The organism is Vibrio sp. 5S239, assembly GCF_041439575.1.
In the GTDB taxonomy this organism is placed as follows: domain Bacteria; phylum Pseudomonadota; class Gammaproteobacteria; order Enterobacterales; family Vibrionaceae; genus Vibrio; species Vibrio kanaloae.
In genome coordinates, this window is sequence record NZ_JBGOOM010000005.1 from 143,711 (window position 1) to 158,096 (window position 14,386).

Annotated in this window: 18 protein-coding genes; 6 read left to right on the forward strand and 12 right to left on the reverse strand. The window is 43.6% G+C overall.

Features of this window, described 5'->3' with window-relative positions:
• Positions 1 to 124: 124 nt before the first annotated feature.
• A complete protein-coding gene (locus ACED48_RS06185; RefSeq protein ID WP_017056283.1) occupies positions 125 to 727 on the reverse strand; it encodes a YitT family protein in 603 nt (200 codons plus the stop codon).
• A 347-nt stretch (positions 728 to 1,074) separates the two neighbouring features.
• Here ACED48_RS06185 and glyA point away from each other — a divergent pair, with 347 nt between their 5' ends.
• Positions 1,075 to 2,325 (forward strand): serine hydroxymethyltransferase, encoded by a 1,251-nt coding sequence (glyA, locus tag ACED48_RS06190; protein WP_017056284.1) that lies wholly within the window; start codon positions 1,075 to 1,077, stop codon positions 2,323 to 2,325.
• A 241-nt stretch (positions 2,326 to 2,566) separates the two neighbouring features.
• Here glyA and ACED48_RS06195 read toward each other — a convergent pair whose 3' ends face one another.
• From ACED48_RS06195 to tsaA, 6 genes are all read right to left on the reverse strand, one after another.
• A complete protein-coding gene (locus ACED48_RS06195) occupies positions 2,567 to 2,893 on the reverse strand; it encodes a hypothetical protein (protein WP_004736794.1) in 327 nt (108 codons plus the stop codon).
• Between the two features lie 232 nt (positions 2,894 to 3,125).
• Positions 3,126 to 3,317, reverse strand: a complete 192-nt coding sequence (locus tag ACED48_RS06200; RefSeq protein ID WP_017056285.1) for a DUF4250 domain-containing protein — start codon at positions 3,315 to 3,317, stop codon at positions 3,126 to 3,128.
• A gap of 1 nt (position 3,318) precedes the next feature.
• Entirely contained in the window at positions 3,319 to 3,522 is a 204-nt protein-coding gene (locus tag ACED48_RS06205; RefSeq protein WP_017056286.1) for a YaeP family protein, read from the reverse strand.
• 164 nt (positions 3,523 to 3,686) lie between these two features.
• Positions 3,687 to 4,382: a tellurite resistance TerB family protein gene (locus ACED48_RS06210; RefSeq protein WP_017056287.1), complete on the reverse strand. Its 696-nt coding sequence runs from the start codon at positions 4,380 to 4,382 to the stop codon at positions 3,687 to 3,689.
• Positions 4,383 to 4,606: 224 nt separating this feature from the next.
• Complete coding sequence (locus tag ACED48_RS06215) at positions 4,607 to 6,322, reverse strand: proline--tRNA ligase (RefSeq protein WP_017056288.1); 1,716 nt, start codon at positions 6,320 to 6,322, stop codon at positions 4,607 to 4,609.
• A 101-nt stretch (positions 6,323 to 6,423) separates the two neighbouring features.
• A complete protein-coding gene (gene tsaA, locus ACED48_RS06220) occupies positions 6,424 to 7,119 on the reverse strand; it encodes a tRNA (N6-threonylcarbamoyladenosine(37)-N6)-methyltransferase TrmO (protein ID WP_017056289.1) in 696 nt (231 codons plus the stop codon).
• Between the two features lie 125 nt (positions 7,120 to 7,244).
• On the opposite strand from tsaA, the gene ACED48_RS06225 reads away from it, so the two are divergent.
• The 3 genes from ACED48_RS06225 (at position 7,245) to ACED48_RS06235 (ending at position 9,603) form a co-directional block, all read left to right on the forward strand.
• Entirely contained in the window at positions 7,245 to 7,505 is a 261-nt protein-coding gene (locus ACED48_RS06225; RefSeq protein ID WP_017056290.1) for a type B 50S ribosomal protein L31, read from the forward strand.
• Positions 7,506 to 7,631, forward strand: coding sequence for a type B 50S ribosomal protein L36 (ykgO, locus tag ACED48_RS06230; RefSeq protein ID WP_017056291.1), 126 nt, complete (start codon positions 7,506 to 7,508; stop codon positions 7,629 to 7,631).
• A gap of 385 nt (positions 7,632 to 8,016) precedes the next feature.
• The gene (locus ACED48_RS06235) at positions 8,017 to 9,603 is read left to right on the forward strand and encodes an AbgT family transporter (RefSeq protein ID WP_017056292.1); all 1,587 of its coding nucleotides are present in this window, start codon (positions 8,017 to 8,019) and stop codon (positions 9,601 to 9,603) included.
• 113 nt (positions 9,604 to 9,716) lie between these two features.
• Here the strand turns inward: ACED48_RS06235 and ACED48_RS06240 are convergent, their stop codons facing one another.
• The 4 genes from ACED48_RS06240 to ACED48_RS06255 form a co-directional block, all read right to left on the reverse strand.
• The gene (locus tag ACED48_RS06240) at positions 9,717 to 10,160 is read right to left on the reverse strand and encodes a YaiI/YqxD family protein (RefSeq protein ID WP_017056293.1); all 444 of its coding nucleotides are present in this window, start codon (positions 10,158 to 10,160) and stop codon (positions 9,717 to 9,719) included.
• 36 nt (positions 10,161 to 10,196) lie between these two features.
• Positions 10,197 to 10,484: a hypothetical protein gene (locus tag ACED48_RS06245; protein ID WP_017056294.1), complete on the reverse strand. Its 288-nt coding sequence runs from the start codon at positions 10,482 to 10,484 to the stop codon at positions 10,197 to 10,199.
• Between the two features lie 695 nt (positions 10,485 to 11,179).
• Positions 11,180 to 11,488 carry a DUF3301 domain-containing protein gene (locus ACED48_RS06250; protein WP_017056295.1) on the reverse strand — a complete coding sequence of 103 codons (309 nt, stop codon included), beginning with the start codon at positions 11,486 to 11,488 and terminating at the stop codon, positions 11,180 to 11,182.
• A gap of 60 nt (positions 11,489 to 11,548) precedes the next feature.
• Complete coding sequence (locus ACED48_RS06255; RefSeq protein ID WP_017056296.1) at positions 11,549 to 12,589, reverse strand: DUF3549 family protein; 1,041 nt, start codon at positions 12,587 to 12,589, stop codon at positions 11,549 to 11,551.
• An 87-nt stretch (positions 12,590 to 12,676) separates the two neighbouring features.
• Between ACED48_RS06255 and ACED48_RS06260 the strand changes: the two genes are divergently transcribed.
• Both ACED48_RS06260 and truC read left to right on the forward strand, forming a co-directional pair.
• Positions 12,677 to 12,991: a YqcC family protein gene (locus tag ACED48_RS06260; RefSeq protein WP_017056297.1), complete on the forward strand. Its 315-nt coding sequence runs from the start codon at positions 12,677 to 12,679 to the stop codon at positions 12,989 to 12,991.
• Entirely contained in the window at positions 12,982 to 13,728 is a 747-nt protein-coding gene (truC, locus tag ACED48_RS06265) for a tRNA pseudouridine(65) synthase TruC (RefSeq protein ID WP_084026663.1), read from the forward strand. The genes ACED48_RS06260 and truC overlap by 10 nt, the downstream gene beginning before the upstream one ends.
• A gap of 117 nt (positions 13,729 to 13,845) precedes the next feature.
• On the opposite strand, the gene ACED48_RS06270 is transcribed toward truC, so the two are convergent.
• Positions 13,846 to 14,229, reverse strand: a complete 384-nt coding sequence (locus tag ACED48_RS06270; protein ID WP_017056299.1) for a DUF3461 family protein — start codon at positions 14,227 to 14,229, stop codon at positions 13,846 to 13,848.
• Positions 14,230 to 14,386 lie beyond the last annotated feature (157 nt).

Consider the following 14,386-nt stretch of genomic DNA (forward strand, 5'->3'; position numbering starts at 1 on the left):
AAAGGCTTTGGAGTGCTCCCCAAAGCCTTTTTGTTTTAGTGATGTCTGGAATATCGTGCCTCGAGTCTACTTGCGAGAAGTTTGAGCATCGAGTAGCCAGCAATGACAGAGCAGGTAATGAACGCTAAGACGCGTAATTCACCGAGTAGCGAGTTGGTTTGTGGTTCATTGCCAATACTATGTTCAATACTGCGGTGCCTAATACAGATACGGCAATTACCCAAGGTGACACAAAGAAGAACGATGCAAAAAGAATACACGCATCAATACCCATTTGTGTTTTACCTACCGAGATACCGTAGCGGTCTTGGATAAACAAGCACAGTACGTTGAAACCACCCAGACTTGAGCGGTGACGGAATAGGATTAGCATGCCTAAGCCCATTAACAAGCCGCCAGCTACCGCACAGTAAATTTCATTATGAACGTCTAACGAAATCACCAAGTATAAATGATCGGCAAATACAGACACTAAAGCGCCAGAAATGGCACTGCTTATCGCAAAGTGACGGCCGAATCGTTTCCATGCTAATAGGTAGAATGGGCTGTTGGCAATAAAGTACAAAATACCAAAGGTTACTGGTGTAAATTGACTCAAAAGCAGTGCCAAGCCAGTCGTACCACCAGTAAGCAGGTTTGCTGACTGTAAAAAGAAGACGCCTAATGCCACTAAAAACGTACCAGTGAGGATCGCTACCCAATCTTCTTTACGTGAGTGTTTTTCCATCGTTTTTATAATTACCTAACCAATAAAGGCGTGCATAGTAGAGAAAAACCTTAGCTTTCGGTAGCTAGAGGGGGAAAATTAAGGTAAACCTATGTAATCTGCGTTTTACAGGGTGTAAAGCGTAAAATTGACAGTAAGTACCATCTTTGGTTGGATAAGCTTTATAACCATGATGAACCTTATTTGTGATTATGAAAAAACTGCATGATAAAATTGCAATTAGCTCTTTATGACCTAAATCAAATTATGTAGAATGCGTCACATCAAAACGGTGACGGAAACGTTTGCTTTCGGTCGTTGTGTGGTTTTTTTGAAACTTTCAGTACAATCTGAGTCAGGAGATACAGATGCTTAAGCGTGACATGAACATTGCTGATTACGATGCGGATCTATTCGCAGCTATCCAAGAAGAAACTCTTCGTCAGGAAGAGCACATCGAACTTATCGCTTCAGAAAACTACACAAGCCCACGTGTAATGGAAGCTCAAGGTTCTCAACTTACAAACAAATACGCTGAAGGCTACCCAGGTAAGCGTTACTACGGTGGTTGTGAGTACGTAGATAAAGTTGAAACTCTAGCAATCGAACGTGCATGTGAGCTGTTTGGCGCTCAATACGCGAACGTACAACCTCACTCAGGTTCTCAAGCAAACAACGCTGTATACATGGCACTACTGAATGCTGGCGATACTGTTCTAGGTATGAGCCTAGCGCACGGTGGTCACCTAACTCACGGTTCTCCAGTAAACTTCTCTGGTAAGCTTTACAACATCATTCCTTACGGTATCGATGAAGCAGGTCAAATCGATTACGAAGAGATGGAAGCGCTAGCTATCGAGCACAAACCTAAGATGATCATCGGTGGTTTCTCAGCTTACTCTCAAGTTTGTGATTGGAAGCGCATGCGTGAAATCGCTGACAAAGTAGGTGCTTACTTTTTCGTAGATATGGCTCACGTTGCGGGTCTAATCGCGGCAGGTGTCTACCCGAACCCAGTTCCACACGCTCACGTTGTTACAACAACCACGCACAAAACGCTTGCTGGCCCTCGTGGTGGTCTTATCCTTTCTAACGAAGGCGAAGATCTTTACAAGAAGCTGAACTCAGCAGTATTCCCAGGCGGCCAAGGTGGTCCTCTAATGCACGTTATCGCTGGTAAAGCAGTAGCGTTCAAAGAAGCTCTAGAGCCAGAGTTCAAAGAATACCAAGCTCGCGTTGTTGCTAACGCAAAAGCAATGGTAGCTGAATTCCTAGCACGCGGTTACAACATCGTTTCAGGTTCTACAGAGAACCACCTGTTCCTAGTTGACCTAATCGACAAAGACATCACAGGTAAAGAAGCCGATGCAGCACTAGGTGCAGCGAACATCACTGTGAACAAGAACTCAGTACCAAATGATCCACGTAGCCCGTTCGTTACTTCAGGTATCCGTATCGGTTCTCCTTCTATCACTCGTCGCGGTTTCTCAGAAGCAGACGCGAAAGAGCTAGCAGGTTGGATGTGTGACATCCTAGATAACATGGGTGATGAGTCTGTTATCGAAGCAACGAAAGCAAAAGTACTAAACATATGTAAGCGTCTACCGGTTTACGCTTAATTTTTTCTGCGTAGAGTGAACGAATTTCTGTGTCGCACATACTCATTTGCTAGCGCAAACTCCGTGTGAGCTCCTTGAACTTCGCTCATCTACTTTGAAAAATACTTTTAAAAGGGGCTCATTGAGTCCCTTTTTTGTATTTGTCGGTATGAGAGTTGGGTTATCTGAGAATACAGAAAGGCAGGTCCTAAAAAGGGCTGATGTTTGCACATCAACCCTTTGCTGTTTGTTGGTATCGGTTTTACTTTTTGATGCTCAGTAAAGTTCCTGACTTACATCTAAACGAGTAGTAGCTGCGACTCTCGTTGAATTTGCCTAAGCCTTCGCCATCGCAGTAGTCTATGTTGATATCACGCATTACTTCTAGCGTATCTTCACTGTTCAAAGCGAATTTAGAACCATCAGAACAGACGATACGAATTCGCTCATCATGGCTTACTGAGTAAATATCGACTTCGGTATTACACAGCTCAAAAGAGGCTTCACGAAAGTTGTCTTGCTGTGTATTTGAAGCGCAACCTGCAGTCAGTGTTGCAGCGAAAACTGCCAAAAGTCCGAGTCTTTTCATTGTTAATCCTTCGCTATCATCAGATTGGGTGATGAGTTTTATATGCTATTTGAGGTAGCCTATACAACAATACGCTTCGGTTCAAGGAGCGTTCGTTGACTCTAAGATATAAAAGTATAGATGTAGACAGATAATTTATAACGGGTTTGTTGCATGTTTACTTATTACGTATCACCAACAAAAAAGACCAACACAGAGGTTGGTCTATTAATAGGAAGCTCGTTTTAAATCATTATCGAAACTGTTTGGCTTCTGGAAGATACTCAAAACCAGCAGACGCGAGCTTAGCGATCAATGCAGCTTTGTCAATTTCGTAGAAGTTGACTACTCGATCCAAATTACCGCCGAAGTCATCGCGAAGCTTCATATTGACGATGCTCATCAACATCACTGGATCCATCTTTTCAAAGTTAGCGAGATTCATACTAGTCCTCGAAATCTGAAATCAGTAGGTTCGCGGCGGCAAATGCTGCACGTTCACGAGCTTCTTTAGCAAGGGATTCATCGGCAGCAAGGTTGTTCAATGTTTTTACTGCGCAGGTGATCGCTTTAGGGATATAGCCTTGGTCGCCACTGCCAATTTGAGAATACAGTTCACGCACTAAATCACAACAATCGTATACTTTCATTTTTATACCTAACCAAATGATAACTGATATCAATATACACATAGAGATAAGCAAAAACAAAGTGGATCTGCTCAAGAGCAGAGTTAGTTTGTCTTTGCTCAATATATTACTTAGTTAGCCTGCGGCTTAGGCTTCTCTTTACTGACTCGTTTGGTATTTATCGATTAGCCAGATACTTGTTGTTCAAGTTGATAAGTGACTTCATCAGCAAGGTTTAGTTGTTTCGCGAGCTCTTTCAGGTACGCCTTTTCCATGAAATTCTGTTCGTCGGCAACAATCAAAGAGGCTAAGTAGATCTCGCTCGCTTGCTGAGGTGAAGTGGCCAGTTGCGCAATCTCACTTGGGTCGAGTGGCTTGTGCAGTTCTTCAGATACCAACTTAGTCAGTTGATAATCAGCGCCCATGTTTTCTACTGCTTGTTCTATCTTAGCCATCTCTTCTTTATCAACATGACCATCAGCTTTAGACGCGGCTATCATAGATCGTAGAATAAGAACACCGTGATTAGCATCATTTTCATCAAATTGAGCCTGTTCGACATTGGGTGTCTGGCCTTGTTTCGATTGGTAGTCGTTGTAGACTTTATAAGCGAGAGCACCAAGAGCTGCTGCGCCACCAATGCCGGCTGCTTTCTTACCCATTTTCTTGGTCTTTTTAGAGCCCATTAACGTCCCTAACAGTCCACCACCAACAGCGCCTGCACCGAAAGCGCCAAGTGTGCTCTTGTTGATACCTTTGTCATTGCTGCTACTGCCTTGAGAGAGGCTGCTTAAACTTGAAGACCCTTGGGAAAGCTTCTGAGTGCCTTGTTTAACGAGATCTGAATTAAGTGCTTGGTTAAGTAAGCTTTTGATATCCATCGATACCTCCAATGGTGAGCATGTCTAAAAAGTTGATAACACCAATATACGGATTTGAAGATGAACAGGGGATTAACTTACGTTATTAACTCTACTGATAAATAGAAGGGAGTTTGAAGGGAAACGACAGGCACAAAAAAGGCCACCTAATGGCAGCCTTTCAATGTTTATCTAGCGAGTAACTAATTATTTAGTCAATACAGACTTATTCAGTTACTAAATTACTAAGCTAGTTGAGCTTTAAGGTGCTCGATAACCGTGTCCATTGCGATAACTTCTTTATCACCAGTACGACGGTTTTTGTATTCGAAGTTGCCTTCGTCCATGCTGCGATCACCGATAACGATAGTGTGAGGAATACCCACTAGTTCGATATCTTTAAACATTACACCAGGGCGCTCTTTACGGTCATCAAATAGTACTTCGATACCCATAGCTGTTAATTCAGCGTATAGCTTCTCAGCTGCTTCTTTAACGCGCTCAGATTTGTGCATGTTCATTGGTACGATAGCAACTTGGAACGGTGCGAGTGCGTCTGGCCAAGTGATACCGAATTTATCGTGGTTTTGCTCGATAGCCGATGCAACAACACGTGAAACACCGATACCGTAACAACCCATTTCTAGGATTACGCTCTTACCATCAGGACCAAGCACGTTACAGTTCATTGCTTTAGAGTAAGTATTACCTAGCTGGAAGATGTGACCAACTTCGATACCGCGCTTAAGTTGGATAGTACCTTGACCACATGGGCTAAGGTCGCCTTCAACAACGTTACGTAGATCTTCAACTTGAGCAAGCTCAACGTCACGACCCCAGTTAATACCGAAGTAGTGCTTACCGTCTACGTTTGCACCAGCGCCAAAGTCACTCATTACAGCAACAGAGCGGTCAACGATGAATGGCAGCTCTAGGCCAACAGGGCCAAGTGAACCAGGACCTGCACCAACAAGTGCACGGATTTCTTCTTCAGAAGCCATTTCTAGTGGAGAAGCAACTTGTGGAAGGTTCTCTGCTTTCACTTCGTTCAGTTCGTGGTCGCCACGGATGATCAGTGCAATGATGTCTGCATCTACTTCATCAGACGCTTTAACGAATAGAGTCTTAACGGTCTTCTCGATTGCTAGACCGTGTTGCTCTACAAGCTCAGCAATTGTTTTTGCGTTTGGCGTATCAACCAGTTCCATCTCTTGAGTTGGCGCTGCCGCTTCAGTTGTAGGAGCTAGTGCTTCTGCTTTCTCGATGTTCGCTGCGTAATCAGATTCAGAAGAGAATGCGATTAGATCTTCGCCGCTTTCAGCAAGAACGTGGAATTCTTGAGAGCCGCTACCGCCGATTGCACCAGAGTCTGCCAATACTGGACGGTACTCAAGGCCCATGCGGTCGAATGCTTTACAGTAAGCATCGTGCATCGCTTGGTAAGACTTTTCTAAGCCTTCTTTGTCGATATCAAAACTGTACGCATCCATCATAGAGAATTCACGTGCACGCATTACGCCAAAACGAGGGCGACGTTCATCACGGAATTTAGTCTGGATTTGGAACAGGTTTAGAGGAAGCTGTTTGTAAGAGCTAATCTCGTTACGTACTAGGCTCGTCACCACTTCTTCAGCTGTTGGGCTAAGAACGAACGGACGAGAGTGACGGTCTGTGAAACGAAGTAGCTCAGGGCCCATCTTTTCAGAACGGCCAGTCTCTTCCCAAAGCTCAAACGGTTGAACTACGGGCATCAAGATTTCAACGGCACCTGCATTATCGATCTCTTGGCGAACGATATTTTCGACTTTACGCAGTACACGTAGACCAGTAGGTAGCCAAGTATATAAACCTGAAGCTAGCTTACGGATCATACCTGCACGTAGCATCAGCTGGTGGCTGATTACTTCTGCGTCGTTTGGAGTCTCTTTCAGAGTAGAAAGAAGGTAGTTACTGGTACGCATTCTGTGGTATCCGTTTCATCATTGATAAAAGAAAATTTGCCGAGCTTAGTGGCGTCAGCAAATCTGATATAGCCGTATATAATATCAGCCTATTTGAGTTCTCAAAAGCGCTCAATGTCAGTAACATTGATGAAAAGCGTTTCAACAACGAATTTCACGTTAAGATCGAACAAATTTACCGCATATTCTTTACTGTCTGGTTTGCCTTTTTTATAGGCAGGGCGAGGATCTTGGCCAAGAACTTCTTTGATTACCTGAATGATGTGGTGCCCCTGTGGGTGTTGTACCAGCTTCGCTTGGGCTTGCTGTGAAAAGTTAACGTCGAGCACTTCTGGTTCATCGGCGGCAAACCCTCCCAATGCATCCGGAATCGAATCTGAATAGGGGATATAAGGCTTGATGTCGATGATCGGTGTACCGTCTACTAAGTCGACGCTGCCGAGATCCAACCAAGTCTGTCCTTTCTCTTGAGACACACCTTTTAGTTCAACCGCAGACATGCCAATTCCATTTGGTCTGAATGTGGCACGTGACGCGAATACACCAATACGTTCATTCCCGCCAAGGCGAGGTGGCCTCACAGTTGGTTTCCATCCTGCTTCGAGGTTTTTGTCGAACATGAACAACAACCAAACATGGCTAAATTGCTCAATATTACGGACGGACTCAAGGCAGTTTGCTGAGTCAACGAGTCTTATTCTTGAGCTGGATGTTGGTACTAATCTAGGTTGCCTTGGTACCGCGAACTTCTCTTTATAAGGAGACTCTATAAAGCCAATAGGTTCAATGGAGTACATGGACGGACACTCTCTAATTTCGATCTATGGCGGAAAAATACCATAAAATCGCTTGTCTTTCTTTTGATAATGATTATCATCTAGTATGTTATAACATATCGATTTTATTATTTTAGGGAAACACAATGAAACCGAATATCCACCCGGACTACCGCACAGTGGTATTCCATGACACCAGCGTTGATGAGTACTTCTTAATAGGCTCTACGCTGAAAACAGATCGAATTATCGAATGGGAAGATGGCAATACTTATCCTTACTTCACTATTGAAGTGTCGTCAAAGTCGCACCCTTTCTATACCGGTAAACAGAGAGTGCTACATAAAGAGGGACGCGTTGCGAACTTCACTCGTCGTTTTGGTCAATTAGGTAAAGGGAATAAGTAGATGAAAGTGGTTAAATCTCTTAAGAGTGCAAAAAGTCGTCACCCAGATTGTCAGGTTGTGAAGCGCAGAGGTCGCCTCTATGTCATCTGTAAGTCCAACCCGAGATTCAAAGCGGTTCAAAAATAGTCAGTCATACGACGTGACACAGATTTAAAAACGAGGGGAAAGTCAAACTTCATTCATTTGTCAGTTTTTCTTTTCCTTCGAGAGGAAGGTTATTAAATATCAAGTGTTTTTTATAGTACGGCGAACTTTGTTTTTAAATTAATCAATGGCTTATATCGTCAATTATATTTGTAGTGAATGTGTTCTTTTGAATTATAAATCTAGTTTTAGTCCCATGTGTGGATTTATTTGCTAGTTAAACGTTCAAATAGAGTTAAAAATAATCAATTATTACACATTTTGTAACATTTTGAATTTCTAATTGATAATTTTGTCGCGTACCCTTCGCTGGCAATTTGAACATTTTTGTCACAATTGCACAGGAATCACTACAAGGAGGGAACTGATGAGTTCATCAGATTCAATAAAAAACAACTCGCCAAAGAAACCTATTTTTACCCGCTTTCTCGATGGCGTTGAATATTTGGGGAACCTTTTACCCCACCCAATTACTCTTTTTGCAATCTTCTGTGTCGCAATTTTAGTTACTTCAGGTATCGCTGGATATTTTGAGGTGTCTGTTATGGATCCTCGTCCAGACGGTGCGCCAGGTCGTGCTGCTGACGGCATGATTCACGTTGTAAGCTTACTTAACGCTGAAGGCTTACAACTCATCGTCACTAATCTCGTTAAAAACTTTGTCGGCTTTGCACCACTAGGTACTGTGCTGGTTGCAATGCTAGGTGTTGCGATTGCTGAACACTCAGGTCTACTATCTGCGGCGATGCGTGGCATGGTAATGGGCGCATCTAAGCGTATGGTTACAGTAACCGTAGTATTTGCCGGTATTATTTCTAACACGGCTTCTGAGCTTGGTTATGTTGTGCTTATCCCTCTTGCGGCAATGCTTTTCCACTCTTTGGGTCGTCACCCATTAGCGGGTCTAGCGGCAGCATTTGCTGGTGTATCTGGTGGTTACTCTGCAAACCTTCTAATCGGTACGGTTGATCCACTGCTTTCTGGTATTACCCAAACAGCAGCGCAAATGATCGACCCGACTTACAGCGTTGGTCCTGAATCAAACTGGTATTTCATGTTTGTTTCTACTTTCTTCATTGCAATTACCGGTGCATTTGTAACTGAGAAGATTGTTGAACCAAAACTGGGTAAATACAACGACGAAGAAGCGTCTGAAGATTTATCAAACGATTCAATGGGCAAGCTAACGGAAATTGAGAAGAAAGGCCTTAAGCTGGCGGGCATCGCTGTGCTAGCCGTTTCTGCTCTTCTTGCGTGGACGATTGTTCCTGCTGATGGTGTTCTGCGTTCAGCGGCTGGTACGGTTTCAGGTTCTCCATTCCTAAAAAGTATCGTAGCGTTTATCTTTGTCTTCTTCGCGGCTCCTGGTTTTGTTTACGGTAAAGTTACCGGCTCAATGAAAACTGACCGTGACGTTATCAATGCAATGTCGAAGTCTATGTCCTCTATGGGCATGTACATCGTACTTGTATTCTTTGCTGCTCAGTTTGTTGCTTTTTTCAAGTGGACTAACTTCGGTCAAGTATTTGCAGTTGCAGGCGCGACTTTCCTACAAGATATCGGCCTAACTGGTCCAATGTTGTTCTTCGCATTCATCCTAATGTGTGGTTTCATTAACCTGATGATCGGTTCGGCTTCTGCTCAGTGGGCAGTTACAGCACCTATCTTCGTTCCAATGCTAATGCTAGTAGGCTACGCACCTGAAACGATTCAAGCGGCTTACCGTATCGGTGACTCAACAACGAACATCATTACACCAATGATGAGCTACTTCGGTCTTATCCTTGCTGTAGCAACGCGTTACATGAAGAACCTAGGTATTGGTACCCTGATTGCTACAATGCTTCCATACTCAATCGTATTCTTGGTTGGTTGGAGCTTAATGTTCTATATCTGGGTATTCGTATTTGGCCTACCTGTTGGCCCAGGTGCGGCGACGTACTACACGCCTTAGTTGTAGAACAGGGGAAACCCTCTCTTAATTGATATTAAAAAAACCTGCATTGTTTGCAGGTTTTTTTGTTTTTTTATGGAGAGATAGAACTAGGTTAAGCTCGGATGAGCCTGCTAGCGTTTGGCTAGAATTCTATCTAAGTGGTTCGCGAACTCACGACGGTCGGTTTGAGAAAGGGTGCTTGGTCCGCCCGTTTGGATGCCACTTGAACGCATGGTATCCATAAAATCACGAATGTTGAGCCGCGCTTTAATGGTCTCTTTGGTGTAAAGCTCACCACGAGAGCTGAGTGCTTGACCACCCTTTGTGATCACTTCATCCGCTAAAGGAATGTCTGATGTAATCACGAGGTCACCGGGCTCTGTGCGTTTTACGATTTCATCATCTGCAATATCAAATCCGCTTGGCACTTGAATTGAGTGAATGTTATTGCGCTTAGGTACGGGAACTAAATGGTTTGCCACAAAGGTGCATTCAACACCTGTGCGCTCTGCTGCACGTACGATTGTTTCACGGATAACTTTAGGACAAGCGTCCGCATCAACCCATATCTTCATAGTGTTCTATTTCTCTGTTAGCCTATTATCTGTAACTTATTGCTCAGTTAACTTAGCTTCTAGCGTGGCTACGCGAGCGGTAAGTTCAAGGATTTGTTTTTCCAGTTGGCTCACACGATCAAGCTCCGGCTCTTTTTGTGTCGCCACTTCAACCTTAGGGACACGATTGGCGCTTTTCCAACTTTTGATCGTTGTGATTAAAGCTGGCATAGGAACGGATGTGCTCATACGAGCTTTAACTAAAGCAACGGTTGGCTCTTTCCCTTGTGCTTGCAGTCCTTCAAGCACCGATTTCAACTCTTCAGAAACATCTTTTGTCAGCATGTTGACCTCCATTTTTAGTCTTTGTGCATTTTACTCGCTCCAGCAGATGATAGCGAATCATAAAACAGCTCATAGCGTGTGAGAGATCTCTTACAAGCGCTGTGAGATAACACGAATATATTTCTAGAGAGATTGATATGCATATAGGTAAATTGTTGAATTTTATTTGTTTTATATAATTAACAACTCAGTTAGATGTGAAATGTGATGAGAATCTATTGTCCGAAATCGTAAATCGCGTAAATTAAACCTTGTCGGAAGGATGCTGACACGGAACAGGAAAGCACCAAGGATTTGGTTATCTTCAGGATGAAGATTTGGTCATTTAGGATTGAATGATCAAGCATGGAGCGTAGGACATTGTAGGGAGACAGTCAGTTGACAGGAAGTTAGCTGCAACGGAATGACAATGGACACCTTTGGGATTAAAGGGTTGGATTCGCATCAGGACGATGTAAAGGACACCGCTCAGGGAACAAGTTATGTGCGCTAACTAGGATTGTTAGCTTTCAGGATGATTGGACACCGCTAGGATGGCGAAGTAAAGGAAAGAGCTGAAGGATTACAGCCACTATTATGGATGATGCATGGAGCATTAATTAGTAGCCGGACTGCTGCGAGTAAGACCCTAGCCCTGACACTTCGGTGTCGGGGCTTTTCTTTTTCTGAGTATCGCTATACAGCGTATTGTGACGTTACATTCGATGAGGCTGTATCTCAAACCGCATCGAGCGGAATCCTACCATGGTCAGTTTGCCTTTGTAGCAGTCATCACCTAACGCTGAAAACTCAAATTGGTACACGGTGTGCCAGCGCCAAATCGTGGTCAATTCATGGCGCATCTTAAGCTTATGACCACTGAAAGCGACACTTAGCAACTGTAAGTCTAGCTCTTTACACTTTCTCGCAATGGCAGTTTTCGCAAGCTCTGATTGCCTGCGCTGTTGCCAAAATAAAAAGCAAAAGAAGCACAGTATTAAAATAGCCAATAAGTTATCTATCATTTAATCCATACTTCCTTTTATCTCTTTATTCCAATCGTGATTTGATCTTGTTTTTACGAGTTATTGAGCTTTTGCCGCTTGCTGTAGTTCAACTAAGGCATTAGCAAGCTCAGGCGATGGGTTTGAGTTCAGTAAAGGTAAAAATACCATTCTCAACGTCGGAATCATCACTAAATCTGCAAATAATTGGTTGAATAGGTTTTGGTTGCCCGTTTGTGCGAGACGTAACAAGAATTGCTCAGCAATCGCAGGATCTTGTAGCGCATGCCAGCTGCGACCCGCTAAACCAATTAATACTTCTTGGTGGCTCAAGCGTGGGCTAGCCAGAACTTGGTTAATGATGTTATTCGTGATCCCTTGTTCTGCACCTGAAAGGGCACGAACCAACGCAGACAGCAAGAATAGGTCCGGCTCTTTACTTGTGATCTCACTCTCTGCCATTTCTTGCAAACGTTGCGCGAGCTTGTCATTGATTTGCGTATGTTCAAGTGCCCCCAGTGTGGCGTATAGAGGTTCTGATGGCAGTTTATTGAGCGCTTTGCGAATCGCGACACCGTTTTGCTGGCTACCTAAGCGAGCACACATATCTGTGATGCCTTGCAGGCCAACCGTTTTCCAGTTATCCCAGCCTAGCTCACCAGTGAAGTAATGCTGAGCGTGTTCGTAATATTGGCTCGTCGCGAGGTCTAAACCTGCTCTTACTTGGCTATGGAACACGGCCATTTTGTCTTCAGAAGGCTTAAAGGTATAAGGGTTGTTTGACAGCTTTTGTTGTTGCTCCTCGCTGATCTCGCCGTTCAAACGTGTGCCCATTGCTTCGATAACAAACTTCAGGAAATTACCCACATCACCTTGATGCAACAGGCCTCTTTCATCCAGTTTGAATTTTAGAAACCAAATCCATGGCTGTTTGTGTTCGTTCCAGTAGCTAATGGCTAAGTGAGCTTGTTTTTGAAGTGGAAACGGGTACGGCTGTTTCCCTTGCTCAACATCAGAAAATAAGGTGTTGTCGATCTTCTGAATGCGACGACCTAGGTCGTAGATATCGTATTGGCAACCGCTATTCTTAAGCAACTGAGTGAGCGTGTGAATTGTTTCCATAGCAATAAAGCTCCTAACTTTCTTTCCTCAATAGATGGTACTCTATGCCCCAATTTCAAGGTCACTAGATAAATAACTTGGTGAAAAATGACAGCAGCCACAAAGTTACCTATTTTACTTCAACAATTAGAACAACAAATGCGCCAATGTTCGCTGTGGAGTGATGTTCCACCTTCGGACGAAGCTCTAGCCAGTGTTGAGCCTTTCGCGATTGATTCTCTGCAACCGGAAGAGTGGTTGCAGTGGATCTTCATCGTTAAGATCAACGCAATGGTGAATGCACAAATGAGTCTACCAAAAGGCTTCGCGATTCATCCTTACTTTGGTGAAGTGTGGAAAAATGAAGCAGGTAAGGCCGAATTGCTAGTGACGATTCAGAGAATTGATGAGGTATGCGCGTAATGTTAGAGATCATTTATCAAGATGAGTATTTTGTCGCGGTGAATAAACCTGCGGGCATGCTAGTGCATCGTTCATGGTTGGATAAGCATGAGACTCAATTTGTGATGCAAACACTGCGTGATCAAATTGGTCAGCACGTATTTCCTCTGCACCGTTTAGACCGACCAACATCTGGTGTATTGGTGTTTGCGTTGTCGAGCGAGGTTGCTTCACAGGTGATGCCGATGTTCGCTAACCATGAGATGCAAAAAACCTATCATGCGATTGTTCGTGGTTGGATAGAAGAAGGCGACACGCTCGATTATGCACTCAAGGTCGAATTGGATAAAATCGCGGATAAGTTCGCGAAAGAAGACAAAGAAGCGCAAGAGGCGGTGACGGTCTATGAACCGTTAGCAAAAGTAGAAGTGCCATATTCAACGGGGCGTTTTCCAACGAGTCGCTATTGTCTTGTTAAGATGCTGCCAAAGACAGGGCGTAAGCACCAACTGCGCCGTCATATGGCGCACTTAAGGCACCCAATTGTTGGTGATACTTCCCATGGTGATGGTAAGCATAACCGACTGTTTCGTGATGACCTCGATTCGCATCGTTTGTTACTGCATGCTTCTGAGTTGCGATTCATTCATCCTTTTACCCAAGAAGAGTTAGTGATGAAGGCTAACCTTGATGAAACGTGGCTAAGGTTGTTTGAAACCTTTGATTGGGATATCAAGTTATTAGATGCTCAAGCTTGAGTGTTCAAATCAAAGACGAATAAAAATAAAGGGTTGATAGGAATATCAACCCTTTTTCACTTCTGTGCAATCGAACGGTGAAGCCTGAGTGTCATAGGCTAACAGCCATTGCGGGGATCATTTTAGCTTTTCTAGATCGGCTTCGATCTCTGAGATCTTACTCGAGACCACTTTCTCTAAGTGGCGTAAGTCAGTCAGAATTTTCTGCTTCACATCCATCTCAGTGGTTGGTGTTGGTTTGGTGATCTTGTTCAGTTCATCAATCACAAGAGTGAGGTTGCGGTTAATCTCAGTCACTTCTTTGTATTGATTATTGCCACCGCTAACAAGCACACTTTTTACTTGTCGTGGGTACTTAAACTTAACGCTTTTCGCAAACAGTTCACCTTTCTGCTTACGAAAGTAAATCTTCAGGATATCTTTATGAGCTTCTTGGCGAAGGGAGTAACGTTCAATCTGTTTAGGTTCGTGGATACCTAAGCCAGTGAGGTTTGGATACATAAGTGACCTCTAGTTTATGAGTGTAGTACTTTTATGTAATTGACTTAATCAATGTAGCAGCCTAACGATAAGCTAGATAGTTGATATCTGGGAATTGATTGTAAGTTGTGGGCAAGATCGCTCTCTATCTTTACCCACACTCAATAGGTTATTGAAT